Source organism: Acinetobacter sp. AG3, from assembly GCF_022343575.1.
GTDB lineage: Bacteria > Pseudomonadota > Gammaproteobacteria > Pseudomonadales > Moraxellaceae > Acinetobacter > Acinetobacter guillouiae.
On record NZ_JAKQZD010000001.1, the window covers coordinates 2,518,648 to 2,538,826 of the forward strand.

Genomic DNA, 20,179 nt, shown 5'->3' on the forward strand with positions numbered 1-20,179 from the left:
CGTTTATAAATTCTCAATCTAAATAAAAAATGCCCTTTTTAAAAGGGCCAAGTAAGATTTTACAATCAAACTCAGCCAGCTTTTCACAAAGGGGAAACATCTATATCAATGTTTTAACAGCGACACAGGATCAATATTTTGCACCATCTGTAAACGTTGGTCAGCATAAATATCGGTATATGGTGCAAGGACACGCATAAAACGATCAAAATAGAGCATTTGCTTAAATAATAAGGCAAAGTCACGTGGGAAACGAATACCATGACGCTCGCCTACACCCACCATGTCCATCATGATGTCATTTAAATCCGATGGATTAGACGTCATAATTTTTTGTGGATCTGCAAGCAGTACCCCACTAAATAAACGCTCTAAATCTTCTGCCAAAACCTGCGTATCAACTTGAGTACTAGTCATGCCCATACCCAACATATTTTCAGCCATCAACTTGTAATCAGTCTTTTGCAAAGCATCCATAAATGCCATACATGCTTGCCAAACTTCAGGTTTTAACTGTCCAACGATACCAAAATCAATAAAACCAATACGGCCATCTTCAAGCAACATCAGATTACCTGCATGCAAATCAGCATGGAAAGACTGGCATAACATCAAACTACCAAACCAAGTATTCATGGCGGTAATCAGCACTTGAGATGGATCTTTCGCGACCTTTCTCACCACATCAAAATCAGTCAATGGCACACCATACAAGCGTTGCATGGTAAGTACCCGACGTGTTGAAAATTGATGATAGACCTTTGGTGCGGTTGCTGCGGTGTTTTGCGACACATTGAGATAATTCACAAAATCATCTAAATTTTGTGCTTCTTCAATAAAATCGACTTCACGTACCATACGTGTTTTAATTTCATCAACAATATCTGCCAATGAAGCGAATTTTACTTTTGGAATCGCTTTTTCCAACACCTTTGTTGCCCAGTGCAATACATTTAAATCGGTATAAAGAATAGTTTCTACACCTGGTTTTTGCACTTTAATTACAACATCTTCACCGGTCACCAATTTGGCCGCATGAACCTGAGCAATAGACGCTGAAGCAAGAGGCTTTTCATCAATAGATGCAAAGATTTCACTTAAATTACGTCCAGCAAATTCTTGTTCCAACACCTCCTGAACATAGCTAAAAGGTAAATAAGGCGTTTGATCTAAACAGCCTTGAAACTCTTCAACATATTCACGAGGAAATAAAGATGGTGTACTGGCAATAAATTGACCCAATTTAATATAAGTTGAGCCTAATGATTCAAAGGTTTCACGCATCAGTTTGGCATTACTTGGTTTTTCAGTGGCGTATTTAATGCCAGCTTTGGCAGCGATAACTGCAGTTTCCCCAACTCGGGCAACTGAACGCAGACCATCTAAAAAGATATTATTTTTCATAATGTCAACATTAAATTGAATTTGTATAAGTGTAGCAAATTAATCAGCATTTGCAGTATGGCTTGCCTGACAGTTTGTACAATCTCTATCTTTTTCAAAGGCTAAAATTCGTTGTTTCATTGTTAATCCATCCCATAGCATCAGTTTTTGTTTCAGTGGGGTTTTCGCCAAACCTAAATATAGAAGTGCATGATGTGCCTGTAAACTTGCCATAACATTGGGTGTGGTGGCCAATACACCAGAGTCAGCACAACGTAGACTTTCATTATGTTGTTGCGCTTTGGGAAATAAACATTCATAACAAGCTGAGTCACCGTCAACCATAAAGAGCTGACCTTGGAAACCAATCGCAGACGCGCTAATCAGTGGGATATGCAGCTGGGTACAGATGTGGTTCACCAGATAACGGGTGGTAAAGTTATCGCAACCATCTAAGACTAAATCTTGCTGAGCAATCAATGCTTGCGCATTATTTTCATCCAATTTACTGGTATAACTTTCTACTTGGATAAAAGGATTAATTGTTTGTAATCTCTTGGCCAAGATCTCCGATTTATAAAAACCCACATCTTGCGCAACATAGGCAATTTGTCTTTGTAAATTACTGATTTCAATCGTATCAGCATCAATCAAACTAATTTTTCCAACACCTGCACGCGCCAACAATTCGGCAGTGGTACACCCTATTCCACCGCAACCAACAATCAGTACATTGGCGAGTTTTAATTTTTCCTGTGCCTCAATATCCCAACCATCCAGTAGAATTTGACGGGAATAGAGATGCATTTCAGATTCGGTAAGTTCTAGATCGTGTTCAAGCATGGGTGGATAAACATTTCAATTTTAAACAGTATAAAGTAAAAATTTTATAGGGGAGCAATAACTAAAAATAATCTTTAATTCGTTGGGTTAAGTTTTAGCAATTCGCTCAATGTTTTCAACAGGTCATTTGCAAAATCATCATGATATGGTTCAATACAGCATACAATCAGATTTAAACTGTTTCATTTTCCATAACCTAGCGTTTTATGATATTTATTCTCAAAAATGATTCAAATATTGAAAAACTATAAAAATCAATCTACATTAATACAGAAAATTTTTTCAAGCTGGATAAAAATATGGAACTGGATCGTTACGACAAACAAATTTTAGAAATTTTAACCCATGAAGACATCAATCTAAATGAATTGTCAGAACGTATTAACCTGTCAGTAAGTTCTGTCCATCGTCGTATCAAACACTTGATCGAAACTGATATCATGACCAATCTAAAGCGTGATATTAATTTTGAAAAATTAGGCTTTAAATTACATGTCATTTTACAAATTTCCCTAAGCAAACATGACACCGATACCTTTGCTAAATTTTTAGAAGAACTCGAAAACATCCCTGAAGTGATTAACGCCTTTTTAGTGACTGGGCAAACCGCTGATTTCCTTGTCGAAGTTATCGCAAAAGATATGGAGAATTACAGTGAAATTTTACTCAAACGGATTGGTAAAATTGAGCATGTGGTTGCACTACATTCAAGCTTTGTGATTAAAGAATATAAACGCGTGTTTAATTGTACTGGCCTACTCAATCGAATTTAAATTATGTATTGAGCTAGTTTAGTTTCTACACGTTGAATAGAATGCACTTAAAAGTCTACGAAGCAAAGCTACTCTCATTGGTCTTAAACATTGGTTTTATGATGTTTTAAATAAGTAGAATTTAAAAATCAAAGATATCACATTGTATTTGAATGGGTCTTTTTATGAGATTTTATTTAGCCGAAGAATATCAACCACAATGCAATGCACGGTTTGCGTATTATCAAACTCAAATTAAAGCACTTTTAACCAATGCAGAGATTGAGCACATTGGCGCCTCTTCGATTCCAAATGCAATCTCTAAAGGAGATTTAGATATTTATATTGCAGTGGATCAATCTGAATTCAATGATGCAATTCAAAAACTTTATGGCTTAAATTTTCAAGAAAAATTAGCAACGCTGAGAACGGATCAACTGTGTATGTTGGAATCGCTTAATGGTGATGATGTCGCCTTTCAATTGGTTGTCAAAGGTTCTGAATTTGAGTCATTTATTCAGTTTAGAGATAAACTCAGACAATCGCCTGAACTGGTGCGAACGTACAATGATCTAAAAAAGCGTTGTGAAAATTTAGATATGATCGATTATCGGATTGAAAAAAATAAATTTATTTCCGCAATTTTAAATCAGCAATAAATTCTCTGAATAAAAAACGCACCCAAAGGTGCGATTAACATTCAATTAAATCAATATGTTGCATTTTTGTTGCACTCAATATTTTCATTTATTAAATTAAAAAAATAATCATGTTTTATTAAAAATTTATCATTATTGCACTGCCTGAATCACTCTTAACTGGATAAGATTTATTACTGATGCTCAGATTGTCAGTATCCGTAATGTTCTCTTTTAAATTCTGTACGAATTCCAGTAAATTAAGATTAACAAAATTTAAGACTACCATAACAATTTGGGGCAAAATTTTGCCCATTAAGCTGAAGGTTAGATAGATTCATTTGTAGGGGAGCAACATTTGATAAATTTACATTTCCAATATTTGCATCAAGTCCATTTCCACTAATAATTCCACCAAGATCATTGGTTCTAGCAGGATATTGCTGTAAATAATCTCCAGCTTTCGTAGCAAATTGACCAAGCAATGGCTCAATACTTAATTTTTGGGTTGGTTCTACTCGACCTATACTGATAGGATCTGCAAGTGCTAACCACCAACCTGGCTGTGCAATATTTAAGGATTCAGAACCTGGCCACAATAAACTCTGATTTTGTAAGCTTAAAGATGCAGCCGAATTCACCTGTAAACTATGAATAAAGCCAAGAGCTTCTTGAAAATTTACAGTCGCTTTCGCACCACTTACTGAACCACTCATTTTGATATTAGTAAATTGACGCCCTGTTGGTGCTGCTAAACAAGCAGGAATTAAAAAAACCGTGTTTTGACATCCTGTTATCTTAGCGTCTACGGGATTACCAGCTGTGTATACTGCTGTTGTGGTTCCATTTGCATCAAAGGTTGTTCTACCTATTGCTGGATAATCATTTCCTGTCCCTAAATTGATAGTTGGAATATCAACAGATGCAGATAAACCAACTGATGTCTTACGATTTCCTACAACAACAATTTGGGAGGTTTCAAAAGGAAGGTTATTCATTTCTGGAATACTGAATCCCCCTCCAGTTGTGATGAAACTTGCATTTGCTAATCCAATTGCAACTAAATTGCCTTTAATTGGATATGTAGCTAGATTCATAAACTGTGCAGCAGTATCGGCATATCCTTTAATTTTACTTTGTTCTGCAACAGTAGTACCAATACCTGACTGTACTTTCATGTATCCAGAGAAACTATTTAGTCCATTCGCAACAGATGAGTTTTCTGTTCCCAAAGTCATCAGACCTAGTATTTTCTCGGCACTCAGTCTCAATCCTACCATTTCTCTTGTTGATGACTGACCAGGATTTTTAATTGCAAACTCAATGAAAGGGTTGGTTAATTTTGCACTGGAACTTGCTCTGCCAGAATTAGTATCAGAAATACCACTTAAACTTAAATTATCAATATCAATGTCACATCCACCAGCCCCGTTCAATCCCCCACAACCTAGCTGTAATTTTTTAATATTAGCATTCAACTCTAGTTCTGCTTCCAAACCTAAGCGATAAAAACCGATATTCTGGCTACCGCCAGTACGCTGTCTTTCCAAGTTATCTGAATCATTAGGTGCAATAAAAGACATACTCATTAAAGCCTGACCAGTTGTCGCTGACATTTCACTTTCTGACATAGGTTGAAAAGTTTCAGAACTTGCATAAACTAAATGGTTGCTAAAACAGATTAACCCCAAAAAAGCATTTGATAAAAATACCTTTTTCATTATAAAAATCCTTTTTTCATTGTAAGAATACTTATTAGTTTAAAAATTCAAACAATTACTTTTATTAATAATTGCAATGTAATTTTGATGTAATTGTATACTTTTTTTTATTCTTCTCAAACTCTTTTTAATTTACCTAAACATTCTAATGTATAAAAATTTTGACTATTGAAGACTGTGGTCCATAACTAAAAAGAGAACTCCAGCATTGCCCACCGTAAGTGGGTTTTCATCTCAAAATCCGATCTTAAATTCACCATACGCAAGCTTTATAATTGTTTTGGCAAAATTTTCAGTGTTAACTAAAATCGACAGTGCATCAGAAATTTCATTTAGGCTAAAAGAGTATTCAAATCGTCCAATTTCCATTAAATCTTTGATTGATTGATCAACAGAAGCAATATTGATCTCATCTTGTTGAAGGATTTTATTTAAGTAATTTAAATTTAATCAAATGAAAAACTACTTATAAATCATTGTTTTTTATTTAATAAATTAAATTTAAACAGGTAATAATAAAAAACGCACCCAAAGGTGCGTTTTATCAACTCAAATCAGACTTAACTGTCTAATTCAGCCAATACTTCATCTGTGAATTCAACGTTGGTATATACATTTTGAACATCATCAAGATCTTCAAACATATCAATCATTTTCACAATGAGTTTTGCTTGATCCACATCAGCAATCAATGCTTTTGTTGATGGGCTCATAACCACTTCTGCATTATCAGATTTTAAACCAGCAGCAGTCAAAGCATCTTGTACATCACCAAAACTTTCTGGTGTAGTGATCACTAAGATTTCATCTTCGTTCACTTCAATATCTTCAGCGCCAGCTTCCAAAGCCACATCCATGATTTTGTCTTCTAAAGAAACATCTTCAAAAGTAATCTCACCACGTTTAGTAAACAAGTATGCCACTGAACCCGCAGTACCTAAGTTACCATTAGTTTTAGAAAAACAATGACGTACATCAGGCACAGTACGATTAAGGTTATCTGTCATGGTTTCTACGATAACCGCAACACCACCCACACCATAACCTTCATAAGTGACTTCTTTTAAATCATCGTTGTCTTCACCACCAGCACCACGTTGGATAGCACGGTTGATCGTGTCACGTGTCATATTCACTGAAAGTGCTTTTTCGACAACAGCACGTAGACGAGGATTACTTCCCACATCAGGACCGCCAAGTCTTGCTGCTGTGGTTAATTCACGAATATATTTGGTAAAAACTTTACCACGACTTGCATCTTGTTTTGCTTTGCGATGCTTAATATTGGCCCACTTGGAATGACCCGCCATGCGAAATATGCTCCTGTAGATTGGCTTTATGCCATATCAAATTGCGGCAATTCTACCATAAGCACTTTTTTATGAGAAAGTGCTTATTTTTTAGATTTAATGCAAATTAAGAATTTTTTGCTTCAGGAATCACAATATCGAGCCCTGTATGTTGTTTATATAGACGTTTAATTTCTGCTAAGTCTTGATCTAGATCTGTTGGGTAAATTTTACCAAAGATTCCACCCTGTTTTGTTTTTGAGTTTGCATACATCAAAACAATAGGAACACCAGCTGCTTTTGCGATATGCCAAAAACCAGTACGGATCGGTTTACGTGCTTGTCCACGTTCTGCGCGAGTTGCTTCTGGTGCAATCACTAAATTAAACTCTTCATTACTCTGAAACAGATCAACCATTTGAGAAACGATGTCTTTGTTTGACTTTCGATCTACAGGAATACCACCAATTTTTTCTAAAATCGGTTTCAATGGCCCTTTAAATAGTTCTTTTTTAATTAAAGTATGGATTTTAATGTCATGAATTTGAAAAATTGCCAATGACAATACAGCATCCATCATGGATGTATGTTCAAAACCGATAATGACTTGTTTTTTTTCTAATACACTTTGATCAACTTCATATGACCAACCTGAGAGCTTAAAAGTAAGTTCTCCCAACATCTTTTTCATAAATACCTAATATCATAAAATCATAATTTGCGAATTGTCCGAGTAAAAGCTTAAAAAGACAATCTCTATTGTGCTTATTTTTACATTTGTATATTTATTTTTGTCATTTTAAAGACTTGTTTTGCTATACCGAAATGGGTGATTAAAATGTAAAATCGTTAAATCCACCAATGTCATCTAACTCACTTTAGAACAAAAATATAAATTCTTCATAAAAAACATTCATATAAATCATAGTCTCAATAATAAAACTCAAATCAATATTCTTTATCTTGTTAAAATCATTTAGACTTTAGTCTTAATTGCGCCATAAGCTCAAAAATTTTACCTGCAAAAGGATTGCAATATGTTGATGCCTCTCTTTGGCGTAAGTGCCTTAGTCTTTGTTTTGATTTGTACATGGAGTGTATTTGAAATTTATTTAGAAAAACGAAAAAAGTAACACTGCATATTATTCCCGCTCAATAGCCACAAACTTCGCTAGATCATCGTATACCGCAACACACTCAGCAGCAGCTCTCATTGACTCAAAACTTAGATCATTGTTAGAACTATCCAATTAATTTTCAATTTTGGTTAAGCTTTTAATCATTCGGCTCTATTTCAGTTATTCTCACCAAAAAATAAATCAGACTCATCAAGCATTAAAACTGCTTCTAAAAATTTCGCTCGACAAAGTTTGAAAATCACTTTAAATAGATACACTTACTTCTAAAGCATATAAAATAAATGGGGATCTATGAATAATTTACTACATATCTATGCATTTTGTGTGGTTTTGCTTTTTTTTAAAATGCTTGCAATCTCTTGTTATCAAGGATTTTATCGTATAAAGAATAAAGCGTTTAAAAATACCGAAGATGCTAATTTTGTCAGTGTTCAAGCCAGACCCGAAGAACTACCACAAGTAACCAGAGCCAGCCAAGCTTGGGCAAATGATCTAGAAAATATTCCCGTGTTTTGGGTGCTTGGAGGACTTTGTATTGTATTAAACCTAAGCAGTGATTTCATTGTTTGGGTCTTTTGTATTTTTACGATTGCAAGAATCACACATACAGTCACCTATCTCAGTGCAATTCAACCATGGCGCAGTATTTCTTATGCTGTTGGAATAATCTGTCTTATTATTTTGGCGATTCAAATCGTAATCACATGTATTGGATTTTAAACAAATGCAAATCAATAGGCATTAACTGATCTTTTTATGCTTTATTCGCTGTTTTATAACCGTTCATTTCTTTATAAGTTGTATTTTATAGCTAGGAAAATAATACAACTTATATTAATAATTCATCCAAAATATCCTATGAATAATAATTAAATTTAGATTTACTAATTTATCTTATAATTTTTTCAATATAATCAAAAGTAAAGTAAATTTATCAAAAAGTAAAACTATGTCACTATTTTGTAATACTTTATTTATATGAAAAATATAATTAAAAATACATTATTTTCAAACAACTCTATGATTTTATGTTTTTTATATTACTTTTCAATCATTATTTATTAACTTTTAAGTCTTAATACCATTTTTAAATTAGAGTTTTTACTCTACTTATTGGTTGTTTTATGTAATTTTAATAATCTCATTGTCAAGAAGACAGTGATTGTATTTAAAAGGATGAATCAAAGTGAAAATAAAAAAGATCTTTCAAAAAGCCATCGTTACTACCTCACTCTTGTGTATTGCGGGAATAAGCCAAGCTGAAGATTTTAAACGCTTCTCGGTTTCTTCGGGTTGGTTGCATATGTCATCAATGGGGAAAGCACAACCTTTTAGGATTAATACCTCTGTGGGTAATGGTACTAAAGCTGCTGTGGGGGTAATTACAGGCCAAACCATTTTAAATAATGTCGATCAATCTCGTATTGATGCGATGGATCCCAACCTAATTAGCTTGCTCAATGCACCAAGTAATGAAGAAGGACGATATTTATTTGATGACCTGCTGGATGTAATCATGGCAGACGACCCAACCTTAATCGACCAATTAACAGGAATTGCTGAAATCAATGGGATTGCCAATTGGTCAGCGGATGCTGGTTTGGAAGTTGAGGATGTAGACACGCTAGGTATGATGTTTACTTATAATGTCACTGACAATGTTGCCGTTCAATTGATTGCAGGGATTCCACCAAAAGTTGATCTAAAAGGAAAAGGTACTGTCTATGCACCCTTTTCAGCAACATCTCAGCCACTTCAGGGCTTAGTAGGCGATTTGTATTTAAAAAACAATCTTTTGATTACAGATTTAGATAGTTATAACACTGCTGCATCTGCTAGAGCTTGGACGCCTGCCATACAAGCGCAGTACTATTTTGGTAAATCTGGTGTCAATAAGTTCAGACCATTTGTAGGTGCTGGTTTAATGTATGCCTACTTCAACGAGATCGAAATCAATTCAGGGATTGAAAATGATTTGATACGTGCTGGACATATGATTCAAAACATTCATGATGGTAAAGCAGGTGCTTCTCTAGAAGGAAAGCAATCAAGCGGCAACATGAAAGTTAAGGTAGATGCTACTGATGCCATTGCACCGATTGTTACTGCTGGTTTTACCTATGACTTTAAACAAAACTGGTTTGCGACTGCCTCTATTTCGTATGCGAAGTTAGACAATACTGCAACCATTACAGTCCTCAACACCAACAACAATGCAAAGCTTATTCAGGCTAAAACTAAAATTGAGATCGACCCACTGATCACTTACCTTGGTGTAGGTTATCGTTTCTAAGTCTATCTGTTAAAACCTGAAGCCATTACAGCAACTTAAATACTGTAATGGCTTCATTTATAATTAATTTCAAAAAATTACCATGTATAAAATTTAATTCATTAAGTAATTATTTTGGCTGTCTTGTAGCCTTTTCATTTCAGACCAAGACTCACCTACCTATTTCATATAAGGTAAATATTCAAATCACATTTCAATAGGAAAGTATCAAATGACTTCTATCAATGTTGAAAGTATTAAGAATCATGCCGATGTTATTGCGTCTTGTGGAACCAAAGTTGGTGAGGTAGATCACCTTGTTGGAGCAGACCAAATCAAGCTGACTAAACATGGCGATGGACATCACCATCTCATCCCAACATCTTGGGTTGGTGAGATAAAAGGCGAAAAAGTTATCTTAACCAAAGATTCTCAAGAGGTTAAAGACACTTGGCTAGAAGTATAGATTTGGCCTATTACAACTGAGTTATATTCAATTTTATAGGTGTCTCGTTCTGAAGTAGATTGACACTTATTTCATATAAAACGCTCGATGAATTTCATCGAGCGTTTTATATTTGATTAAATCTTATTATTAAGACTTTCGTATCTTCATCTAACCTTAATTGGCGTTGTCTTTCGCCTTCATTGATAAGGTCAAGGCGTTTGCCCCAGTATTGAATTGCATATTGATATTCACTCTTTTTGCTTGTTGATATATTTTCTATTCTAGAATTTATAAGTAGTAATATGGATAATGACTAACGGTGTAATATTTCAAATAACCCTATAAGTAAACTTTAAAAATCATCTTTAGGATGCTCTCATTTAGTTTTTGGAAATTAATAGTTTATTTAGCAAATAAAAAATCCACCGAGGTGGATTTAATCAGTTAAGAATGCTGTGTTTTTCTTTTCCCACCACCATCCTGCTTATTTACAGTCGCCCAAGCAATACGTTCTGCATCTTCATCTGAGCGACCTTGTTTTTTCTCACTTTCATAAATATGTTGCGCTTGTCTTTTCTGCTTTGCTGTATATGCTGATTTATCACCTACAGACATAATCACTTCTCCATATAATGTTAAATAAAAGCATTGTTTTTATAGCATGGATTATTTTATTCGCTGTTTAGTGTTGTAAGTGCTTGTGAATTTAAGCCCTGCTTATTTATTTTAACTCAATACAGAATACCAATTAACACTATGTTTTTATTTTAAAAATAACTAGCCATTATTTTAAAGCATCATTTCATTTAATACTTAATCTTTCATTTAATCTACATTGATCACTTTTGAACAACATTTATTCACACAGTATTGATGAGATTAGTCCACCATATAAATTAATCACTTGATAAATCTTAGAGGTTAATATGCAACATGATAACAACCCATCAACCGCTCAAGAAAGATCTGAAAAAGCACAAGAAAAGCGTAGAATCCCTAAATATATTTTACTCTTAGTAGGTCTATTTTTACTTGCGATTGTGATCTATATGCTTGCGAGCTGGCAAGGCTAAGTTAGAGTAATGTGTAGTTATTTTTAAACGACCTATTTTTGATTGTATAGTCCATAATTGATCTTGCTTGAAGAGACTTTAAATTGAGGTAATCCATAAAAGCTTGGTTTGCTATAGCTGCTGTAGACTTCTTTTTCTCGATATTTAATTGTTGTTGCTGCTCTAATATTTTTTGCTTTTTTATGGTTGGGATTTATCCCTTATGCCATTTGTAGCAATTTCCCCTGTGCTAAGTCATGCGCTTTCCCTAGACTGATATTTCCATATAATCCAAAGTCGTGCGCACAGATCTACTAAGAACTTTCTTTCAGCGATAGTAAGTTTTATCGCTGTTATGTACACGTACAACAAAGCCAATCAACTCCTTGTCTCGATAAATCGCAGATCTAAGCTCCAATTGATCAATAAATGTCTTTGTCAGCTTTACTCTTGGTGTTGACCTATATAGAATCTCTAGCTGTCGCAATGCTAAACACTATATCAAGCTATTCTCTACAGTCTACTTGTAAAAAAAACTTGATAAACTCTAAAATCTTAGATAGTATTGCACACGTTCCAAGTAGTTGATAATTAATCAATTCACTTGATGAAGGGCCTGTAGCTCAGTTGGTTAGAGCAGCGGACTCATAATCCGTTGGTCCCCAGTTCAAGTCTGGGCGGGCCCACCAAATAAGACAATCACTTAGATGCATTAATCCTAAGTGGTTTTTTAATATCTGCTTCTTTATTAAGTTATCTATAAGCAATTCAATAGGCTTCTTTCATAAGTCATTTCTAAACCATAGATCAACACACTCCTTGATTCTAACCATCAATACCAATATAAATCACTCAACATGATCATTTTTGATTTATGAAAGATCGAATAAAATGCGCATTAAATTTTTACGCAAAAAATAATAATTTATGCAAGACTAGTACTACGCCTACATAAAACAACAGCTCTATTTTATCAATGAGAATGCGATGGTTAAGCTATGTGGTCAGTTAATCTGTGTGTCTGAACAAGAATTAAATATCGTAATCAAGTATCTTCCAGAACATATCAAGTTAACCAGACAAGAACGAGGTTGTGTTTCTTTTGAAGTTAAACAAAGTCAAAATCCCTTAATTTGGGATGTGCATGAAGTTTTTGAGAGTCGACAAAGCTTTGAAAATCATCAACGTAGAATATCAGGTTCTGTGTGGGGAATTAAAACCCAGCATATTCAAAGATTGTATGAAATAACCCTCGATTAAAGGGCTATCTCAAAAATTTACACTTTGCCTAGCCTACTCTATTCACTTATTCCAATTCTTTTAATTCGCCTCATTAAAGGCAGGAATATCATCTGGACTACGCGATGTAATGAGTACCCATCCACCCGTATTACAACGATGAACTTCTTCATCTATCCAGTTTGCACCTGCATTTTCTAAATCTATGCGAATACTTTTATATGAAGTCAAATTTTTATCTTTAATTCTTTCTGCATTGATTAAAGTCCATGGTCCATGACATATGGCAGCAATCGGTTTCTTATGGTCTGTAAAGGATTGAATGATTTTCTTAGCATTCTCATCAATTCTCAATTGATCGGCATTGACCGTTCCCCCTGGAATAACCAGCAAATCATAATCACTTGGATCTACTTTTTCCAAAATTGCATGCGGACTATATGACACCGATTTTTCATCATCATGAACAACGGTTCGTACATCTTTTAATTCAATCGCAGCATGAATGCTTTCTATGCCCTTGCTCGTCAAAAAGTCTAAAGGTTTTTTAAGCTCATCATGCTCAACGCCAGAATTTGAAGTGATGAATAGTACTTTTTTAGTCATTTTCTTACTCCAACAATACGGTATATTTCAAGCTAACAAAAAATACGATTGTAGATGTACAAGTTTTAGCTTCTTATTGTTAAATGTTTTAGGATATTGTTTTAAGGCTTGTTAGATATCCTTTTTGTTATTCTATCTATACTGCTATTAAGCAACCTATGTATCAAATAATCAAATAACACTACAACAAAAACTACAGAAAAGACCAAAAATTATTCATTCAAAAAATGGCATAACTATTGCTTTTTCAAGTGACCTTTTAGTTATGAATCTCCTCAATGAAGCTCATTAAACGCTCTTTATTTTTACAAGTAATGATTGCATTGGTGATTGGCTGTTTATTCGGTTACTTTTTGCCTCATATTGCGATCAATTTTCAAGTGTTTGGTAATGGCTTTGTCAAACTTGTCAAAATGTTGATTGCTCCACTTATATTCTGCGTCATTGTGTTAGGAATCTATGGTGCAGGAGACTTAAAAAAAGCTGGGAAAGTGGGAATAAAAACGCTGATTTATTTTGAAATCATGACCACTATCGCTCTAATTTTAGGCTTAGCCGCAGCCTATATATTTAAACCTGGGCATGGTATGCACGTGGATATTTCAACTTTAGATGCGTCCCAAATGACCAAGTACAATGAAAATATCCATGCAGTTACAGGTGTATCTGATTTCTTTTTAAATATGATTCCTCAGACTGCTGTGGGTGCATTTACAGGAAATGATATTCTGCAAGTGGTTGTCTTTTCAATTTTATTTGGCGTTGCATTATCTATGCTGTCTAAAGATGTCAGTGAACCTGTCGCCTCTTTTATCGATAAAATATCTCAAGTTATTTTTAAAATCATGTCCATTATCATCAAATTGGCCCCTATCGGCGTTTTTGGTGCAATTTCTTTTACCGTAGCAAAGTTTGGAATAGAAACTTTACTTAATCTGGGCTATTTGGTCTTAATTTATTACGCAACTGTGATTTTCTTTGTGATCGTCATACTTGGTCTGGTATTAAAACTCTTAGGTTTCAATATTTTTAAGCTCATTCGCTATTTTAGAGAGGAAATCACCATCGTATGTGGAACATCATCTTCTGATTCTGTGCTACCGCAAGTGATGTATAAACTAAAAAAATTAGGGATAAAAGACTCCACGGTAAGTCTGGTCATTCCATCGGGCTACTCTTTTAACTTAGATGGCTTTTCAATTTATCTCACCCTTGCTGTTGTATTTATTGCACAAGCGACAGGCGTTCATCTAACAATTTCAGACCTTATCATGATTCTTTTAATCACCTTGTTTACCTCAAAAGGAGCACATGGCATCCCCGCATCAGCGATCGTTGTACTCGCTGCGACTTTATCCAGCTTTCCTATTATCCCGGCGATTGGCTTGGTATTGATCCTTTCAGTGGATTGGCTGATTGGTATTTTTAGAGCAGTAAGTAACTTGATTGGTAATTGTGTCGCAACTTTAGTGATTGGTGTATGGGAAAATGATGTTGATAAGAAACGTGTACATCAAATGTTAGATGACCCAAACTGGGCAAAAAATGAATTGGGCAATTAAAACGCAATTAACACATAGTCATGGTAAAAATTAGAGTTTTATCTTACAGCAAAACCAACGCGCTATTACCAACTATACTATAACCAACAGAATACGCTTTAGATAAAACCCTTTAACGCTATCTTAAGCACACATATTTCATAAAAACCATTTCCGCATTGAGTCGCTGAAATGGTTTTTTATGAATCATGGCATGTACTTAAACTAAAGTCCTCAATCGAAGACCACTCCAGAAAGCACAGCAAAAAGAATCGTGCTGATCATCATGACGGATCATTTGATATGGCTATGTTGTCATTACCCATACGGTAATGTCCCCATAACACAATCACCAACACCATACCCCCTCCGCATAATGCAATGAGAAAACCCGATCTTAACCCATAGCCATCAACCATTTGTCCAGAGATTGCCGCGCCTAATGCCACGCCAACATTTAACCCAGCCAGTAACCATGTCATACCTTCCGTCAGGCGATGTTTTGGCACAATGCGCTCGACCAGTGCCATTGCGACGATCATTGTCGGTGCAAAAAATACCCCTGCCAGTAAAACACTACTTGCCAACATCGTAATACTATTCACCCATAATAAGGGTAATGTACTCGCTGCAGTTGCCACGCCTCCGAATAATAAAAGATGCTGTAAAGACATTTTCAATTTAACTGCACCAAATAATAAGCCAGCTAAACATGAACTTAATGCATATGCAGAAAGCACCAAACTGGCAGCTGCAGGCTGACCAAGATGTTCAGCAAAGGCGACACTAACGATATCAATTGTGCCTACAATGATCCCCATTCCAACCATTAACAATGTCAGCAAGCGTATCTGAACAAGCATAATGATTGAGCCTGAACGCTTATGAGTTAAATCTTGTGTGTCGATTTGGGGTTCTGTACCCCGTTGTAACACCAGTAAAAATACACCGATAATCAACAACAATGTTGCAACCAGTAAACTTGCTTGTGCTAACACTGCTACCGATAAACCAACAGACAATGGCGGGCCGATAATAAAGGTGACTTCATCTAGTACTGTTTCTAGTGAGTAAGCGGTTTGTAATTGAGCTTGTCCAGCATATATTGCTGTCCAACGCGCCCTTACCATGGCAGATATACTGGGCATAAAACCCGCCAATAATGCCCCCACAAACAACGTCCAATCAGCAGCCTGCCACCATGAAGCAAATACCAATATCAATAAACCAATACTGCTGATCGTTGTTACGATAGGCAGTATGCGACTTTGTCCATATTGATCAACTAACTTTGATACTTGGGGCGACACTAATGCGTATGTCAATACGAATACCGCAGACACTGCACCAGCCAGCGCATAGCTCCCCCTCAGTTGAGATAACATAACAATGATACCAATGCCGGTCATCGGTAAGGCAATCCGAGCCAATAAGCCAGCCAAAGCAAAACCTTGGGTACCCGCGACACAGAACAGTTCTCTATATAGACCAATCATCAGACTCTCCTGAATACAATCTCTTGCAAACATATAAGGATTCAGCAAAAATACATACACTGCGTATGAATAAAGCATACATTCATACGCAGTGTATGTAAATAATCATACGAAACGTATGTAAGGAGAAGTTAATGGTTCGTCGTACTCGTATTGAAATGGAAGAAACCCGTGCTGCACTGATTACGATGGCTCGAAAAGTCTTTAGTGAACGTGGTTATGCCGATACCTCAATGGATGATCTCACCGCACAGGCAGGTTTCACTCGTGGTGCGTTGTATCACCATTTTGGTGATAAAAAAGGATTACTGGCTGCAGTCGTTGCACAAATCGATCATGAAATGGATCAACGTTTAGATGTGATCTCCGAACAAGCTAAAGATATTTGGTCAGGATTTAGTCAGCGTTGTCATACTTATCTGGACATGGCAATAGAATCAGAATATCAACGCATCGTACTGCGCGATGCACGAGCGGTCTTGGGTAGTGCATCTATAGATTCGCAACAACACTGTATTGATTCGATGCAAAGACAGATAGCGCAACTTATCCAGCAAGGAATCATTGAGCAAACTGATCCGCAAGCACTCGCCTGCTTAATTTATGGCAGTTTAGCTGAAGCCGCGTTTTGGATAGCCAATGGTGACGACCATAATCAAAGACTCAAGTCTGGAAGAACAGCACTAAACCTTTTACTCCGCGGGTTATTGATTAAAGTAAATCAATAAAAATTCTGATTGCTATGAATACAGGATTTAAATTGAAACTTGATATTCAGAATAATAAAGTCAGAGAGTTAGGATCGATATCCCTATTGATGACTTCAATTTAAGATAGTTTTAGCTTAAACCGATCCTGATTTTAACCATGTACCTTTTGACTGCTATACGATAAATTAACTGTAATTTTGAATTTTCGAGGTTTTTTTGAACTGGAATAATATAGAGATCCATTTTTCTCAAGTTGTTTTAAAACCATTTACATCTTTAGATGCTGATGAGGTATTTCAGCATATAACTCCCACCTTAACTCGATATATGGCTTGGGATCCTCCGCAAAACCGTCAAGAGTTTGATGAGATCTGGCAAAAATGGCTAGAGAATATTAAACATGGGAATGAGTTAATTTTCGTCGTCAGAAACATTGCTAATTATGAGTTTCTTGGCCTTGCAGGACTGCATCAAATACAAACGGAAACATCTGAATTAGGCATTTGGATTCGAGAAGATCGACATAAGTCAGGATTTGGTAAAGATGCGGTAACAAGCATGGTTCATTGGGCTTCAGGCAACTTGAGTTGTAATAATTTTATTTACCCTGTAGCTGTTGAAAATTATGCTAGTCGTCATATCGCAGAATCTTTAGGTGGGGTTATTTCTGAATATAAAAAGAAACCTAAATATGATTCAGTGACTTATGTTATTCCTCCTCATACTGAATAATACAAATAGATAGATTAAATTGTTTATGATTTATTGATGCAGGATATTGAGCATCTTTGCAGTTTTATCATCAACTCTCGCGGTAATAGTGGCATTTTCATGTAAAAGCCGATACGATAATGAGAATTATTGTTATTTATATGGAATAAATCATGGCGCTGAATGCACATCGCACTTTTATTCAAGTGAAAGAGAAAATATATCTAGGTCCAAACTATGTTCGTATTATTTTTGACTGTGCAGATGTAGAGAAATTCAAATACACCAGTATTGGTGATAACAATAAAATTTTTATTCCAAGGCATGATCAAACTGCGATAGAAATTCCTGATTTTGATTTTAATCAGCGTAAGTGGATTGTCAGTAATCCTGAGATGATGCCAGAAATTCGGACTTATACCCATCGAGATATTGATTTAGTCAACAAAACCCTAACCATCGAGTTTGCAATGCATGGTACAGATACGGTGGCTTGTCACTGGGCAGATCGTGCTCAACCTGGAGATCAAATTGGCGTAACCATGTCTACTGCCGCTAAAAATTCAATCCCTACAGGGCTGAATCATTATCTCATTATCACTGATGGGACTGGACTTGCAGTTACTCAAGCGATCTTAGAAAAATTAACAGCTGATGCCAAAGTATATGTCATTGCAGAAGTAGCAACTGTAGAAGATCAAATCGAACTAAATACACAAGCTGATTTAGAGCAAACATGGCTGTTCAATCCGAACCCGCTTCAGCAAAGTTTATTGGCTGACGAATTGTTACACCATCCTGAATTCATTAATCTACCAGCAAGCCGTTTTGCACATATTACCGCCGAACTACAAGCCGTACGGGCATGTCGTAATATCTTAAGAAAGCAAAGTGATTGGGGCAAAGAAGATTGTTATGCCTGTTCTTACTGGCAGATTGGGAAAGCAGATAATGAACGACAGTCTAAAGTGTTAGATGATTAAGTCCAAAGTGAATAAATGATCAATCACGAAATCTGATTTATATTATTCTGAGTAGATGCGTTAAAACCTTATAAACTAGGGTTTATAAGGTTTTTCATTTAACTTACTCAACAATGAATATCGGTTTTTAATTCCCGTTTAAAATTTTTTCTAATAACGCTTTTTTTCCAACTCGATGTAAATTCAGTGCCAACAACTGCCCCTCATAAAAAGAGTCTTGCATAATAAAACAACGATATTCATTGATTTGATCTGTTAAACGATTGACAAGGTCTTCTGGACAATGTTCAACTAATTTTTTAAAGGCTTGATAGGACTCTTCAATTTTTCCAAGTTTGTATGCATTTAAGCACCATTCATATAGTGACCAAAATTTATAAATATCTTTCTTTAAAAATAAACGATTACCTTCCGGCATTTTTATTTCACTGGCTTGTTTGGCAAAACAGTAAGCCAATTCAGGATGATGATCCCAACTATGCCGTCTAGCCGAATGATACCAACACTCAGCTCTGTGTGGATCATGGGCTATTCCCATCTGCCAATACGATAGTGCATCTTTGTAATTTTTTTCACTTTCATAAAGTAAACCCAATTGCTCAAAACTACAGTATTTTTCATCATACCAACCTATATCTAATTCAGCCCGCTTTAGATACCATTCTATTGCTTTATCTATCTGTCCTGCATCTTTATATGATTGTGCACAATAGAATGCATAACGTGGTAATAAATCTGGATCATCACCAGAGATATAAGCCATTTCAAGGATTTTGGCATCTTTTAAGTATTTGTCTTTATCTAAACTCCGATTACCCTTTCGACCTGAAATAACGACATAAGCGCCTTGAACTTCCCCTACCTCTTGCTCATTTTTATTTTCTAAATATTCATGTAAAACACCGCGCCAATGATACTGAGCATTATTTTTAATAATGAGTTTTCTTAAATATTTTACCGAGAGATCTTCATTGGAAAGTTGAAAATAATAAGCATCTTTCTGTAAAGTCGGTAGACTTAACTCACCTGTTACTGAATCATCTGCATCAAAAATAAGAATGTAATCACTTTTTCCAAGACAAGCTTTTAAAGCAATATTACGGTTATAACTAAAATTTTGCCAAGCTTCATAAATTATCTCACCTTGAATATTTTTCGCTTTAAAAAAGTTTTCGATAATCTCTGGTGTACGATCACTAGATCCAGTATCTGAGATCACCCAGTAATCCAACTTAAAATGTTGACATATATTTTCTAATGTTTGTTCAATGATATGACTTTCATCTTTTACAATCATATTTAAGCAAAGTGTCATATTTTTTCTCTTTGATTCTATTTACATACTTCTATATGAAA

Annotated in this window: 20 protein-coding genes and 1 tRNA gene; 12 read left to right on the forward strand and 9 right to left on the reverse strand. The window is 35.3% G+C overall.

Features of this window, described 5'->3' with window-relative positions:
* Window positions 1-105 precede the first annotated feature (105 nt).
* The gene (locus tag L3V46_RS11765; protein WP_004821095.1) at window positions 106-1,404 is read right to left on the reverse strand and encodes an AarF/UbiB family protein; all 1,299 of its coding nucleotides are present in this window, start codon (window positions 1,402-1,404) and stop codon (window positions 106-108) included.
* Between the two features lie 39 nt (window positions 1,405-1,443).
* Window positions 1,444-2,226, reverse strand: coding sequence for a HesA/MoeB/ThiF family protein (locus L3V46_RS11770; RefSeq protein WP_151801723.1), 783 nt, complete (start codon window positions 2,224-2,226; stop codon window positions 1,444-1,446).
* A 299-nt stretch (window positions 2,227-2,525) separates the two neighbouring features.
* Here L3V46_RS11770 and L3V46_RS11775 point away from each other — a divergent pair, with 299 nt between their 5' ends.
* Both L3V46_RS11775 and L3V46_RS11780 read left to right on the forward strand, forming a co-directional pair.
* The gene (locus L3V46_RS11775) at window positions 2,526-2,999 is read left to right on the forward strand and encodes an Lrp/AsnC family transcriptional regulator (RefSeq protein ID WP_004721004.1); all 474 of its coding nucleotides are present in this window, start codon (window positions 2,526-2,528) and stop codon (window positions 2,997-2,999) included.
* 164 nt (window positions 3,000-3,163) lie between these two features.
* On the forward strand, window positions 3,164-3,637 hold the full coding sequence (locus L3V46_RS11780; protein ID WP_239045770.1) for a GrpB family protein: 474 nt from the start codon (window positions 3,164-3,166) through the stop codon (window positions 3,635-3,637).
* Between the two features lie 245 nt (window positions 3,638-3,882).
* Here the strand turns inward: L3V46_RS11780 and L3V46_RS11785 are convergent, their stop codons facing one another.
* The 3 genes from L3V46_RS11785 to L3V46_RS11795 form a co-directional block, all read right to left on the reverse strand.
* Window positions 3,883-5,337, reverse strand: a complete 1,455-nt coding sequence (locus tag L3V46_RS11785) for a hypothetical protein (RefSeq protein ID WP_034612843.1) — start codon at window positions 5,335-5,337, stop codon at window positions 3,883-3,885.
* 560 nt (window positions 5,338-5,897) lie between these two features.
* The gene (locus tag L3V46_RS11790) at window positions 5,898-6,647 is read right to left on the reverse strand and encodes a YebC/PmpR family DNA-binding transcriptional regulator (RefSeq protein WP_004821088.1); all 750 of its coding nucleotides are present in this window, start codon (window positions 6,645-6,647) and stop codon (window positions 5,898-5,900) included.
* A gap of 106 nt (window positions 6,648-6,753) precedes the next feature.
* The gene (locus tag L3V46_RS11795; RefSeq protein ID WP_004721021.1) at window positions 6,754-7,317 is read right to left on the reverse strand and encodes a 1-acyl-sn-glycerol-3-phosphate acyltransferase; all 564 of its coding nucleotides are present in this window, start codon (window positions 7,315-7,317) and stop codon (window positions 6,754-6,756) included.
* Window positions 7,318-8,056: 739 nt separating this feature from the next.
* On the opposite strand from L3V46_RS11795, the gene L3V46_RS11800 reads away from it, so the two are divergent.
* The 3 genes from L3V46_RS11800 (at window position 8,057) to L3V46_RS11810 (ending at window position 10,503) form a co-directional block, all read left to right on the forward strand.
* Window positions 8,057-8,485 carry an MAPEG family protein gene (locus tag L3V46_RS11800; protein ID WP_239045771.1) on the forward strand — a complete coding sequence of 143 codons (429 nt, stop codon included), beginning with the start codon at window positions 8,057-8,059 and terminating at the stop codon, window positions 8,483-8,485.
* A gap of 466 nt (window positions 8,486-8,951) precedes the next feature.
* Window positions 8,952-10,058: an OmpW family outer membrane protein gene (locus L3V46_RS11805; protein ID WP_004821080.1), complete on the forward strand. Its 1,107-nt coding sequence runs from the start codon at window positions 8,952-8,954 to the stop codon at window positions 10,056-10,058.
* A gap of 211 nt (window positions 10,059-10,269) precedes the next feature.
* The gene (locus L3V46_RS11810; RefSeq protein WP_004721027.1) at window positions 10,270-10,503 is read left to right on the forward strand and encodes a DUF2171 domain-containing protein; all 234 of its coding nucleotides are present in this window, start codon (window positions 10,270-10,272) and stop codon (window positions 10,501-10,503) included.
* A 426-nt stretch (window positions 10,504-10,929) separates the two neighbouring features.
* Here L3V46_RS11810 and L3V46_RS11815 read toward each other — a convergent pair whose 3' ends face one another.
* A complete protein-coding gene (locus L3V46_RS11815) occupies window positions 10,930-11,100 on the reverse strand; it encodes a hypothetical protein (RefSeq protein WP_004821078.1) in 171 nt (56 codons plus the stop codon).
* A gap of 311 nt (window positions 11,101-11,411) precedes the next feature.
* Between L3V46_RS11815 and L3V46_RS11820 the strand changes: the two genes are divergently transcribed.
* The 3 genes from L3V46_RS11820 to L3V46_RS11830 all read left to right on the forward strand — a co-directional run bounded on the left by L3V46_RS11820 (window position 11,412) and on the right by L3V46_RS11830 (window position 12,797).
* Complete coding sequence (locus L3V46_RS11820; RefSeq protein ID WP_239045772.1) at window positions 11,412-11,558, forward strand: hypothetical protein; 147 nt, start codon at window positions 11,412-11,414, stop codon at window positions 11,556-11,558.
* 591 nt (window positions 11,559-12,149) lie between these two features.
* A tRNA-Ile gene (locus L3V46_RS11825) sits at window positions 12,150-12,226 on the forward strand.
* 298 nt (window positions 12,227-12,524) lie between these two features.
* The gene (locus L3V46_RS11830; protein WP_239045773.1) at window positions 12,525-12,797 is read left to right on the forward strand and encodes an antibiotic biosynthesis monooxygenase; all 273 of its coding nucleotides are present in this window, start codon (window positions 12,525-12,527) and stop codon (window positions 12,795-12,797) included.
* Window positions 12,798-12,857: 60 nt separating this feature from the next.
* On the opposite strand, the gene L3V46_RS11835 is transcribed toward L3V46_RS11830, so the two are convergent.
* Window positions 12,858-13,382 (reverse strand): type 1 glutamine amidotransferase domain-containing protein, encoded by a 525-nt coding sequence (locus tag L3V46_RS11835; RefSeq protein WP_239045774.1) that lies wholly within the window; start codon window positions 13,380-13,382, stop codon window positions 12,858-12,860.
* A 278-nt stretch (window positions 13,383-13,660) separates the two neighbouring features.
* Between L3V46_RS11835 and dctA the strand changes: the two genes are divergently transcribed.
* Window positions 13,661-14,944 carry a C4-dicarboxylate transporter DctA gene (gene dctA / locus L3V46_RS11840; protein WP_239045775.1) on the forward strand — a complete coding sequence of 428 codons (1,284 nt, stop codon included), beginning with the start codon at window positions 13,661-13,663 and terminating at the stop codon, window positions 14,942-14,944.
* A 263-nt stretch (window positions 14,945-15,207) separates the two neighbouring features.
* Here the strand turns inward: dctA and L3V46_RS11845 are convergent, their stop codons facing one another.
* Window positions 15,208-16,419 (reverse strand): MFS transporter, encoded by a 1,212-nt coding sequence (locus L3V46_RS11845; protein WP_239045776.1) that lies wholly within the window; start codon window positions 16,417-16,419, stop codon window positions 15,208-15,210.
* Between the two features lie 134 nt (window positions 16,420-16,553).
* On the opposite strand from L3V46_RS11845, the gene L3V46_RS11850 reads away from it, so the two are divergent.
* The 3 genes from L3V46_RS11850 to L3V46_RS11860 all read left to right on the forward strand — a co-directional run bounded on the left by L3V46_RS11850 (window position 16,554) and on the right by L3V46_RS11860 (window position 18,823).
* Entirely contained in the window at window positions 16,554-17,147 is a 594-nt protein-coding gene (locus L3V46_RS11850; protein WP_239045777.1) for a TetR/AcrR family transcriptional regulator, read from the forward strand.
* A gap of 198 nt (window positions 17,148-17,345) precedes the next feature.
* The gene (locus L3V46_RS11855) at window positions 17,346-17,861 is read left to right on the forward strand and encodes a GNAT family N-acetyltransferase (protein ID WP_239045778.1); all 516 of its coding nucleotides are present in this window, start codon (window positions 17,346-17,348) and stop codon (window positions 17,859-17,861) included.
* A 152-nt stretch (window positions 17,862-18,013) separates the two neighbouring features.
* Window positions 18,014-18,823 carry a siderophore-interacting protein gene (locus L3V46_RS11860; RefSeq protein WP_239045779.1) on the forward strand — a complete coding sequence of 270 codons (810 nt, stop codon included), beginning with the start codon at window positions 18,014-18,016 and terminating at the stop codon, window positions 18,821-18,823.
* A gap of 127 nt (window positions 18,824-18,950) precedes the next feature.
* Here L3V46_RS11860 and L3V46_RS11865 read toward each other — a convergent pair whose 3' ends face one another.
* A complete protein-coding gene (locus L3V46_RS11865) occupies window positions 18,951-20,138 on the reverse strand; it encodes a glycosyltransferase (RefSeq protein ID WP_239045780.1) in 1,188 nt (395 codons plus the stop codon).
* Between the last annotated feature and the right edge of the window lie 41 nt (window positions 20,139-20,179).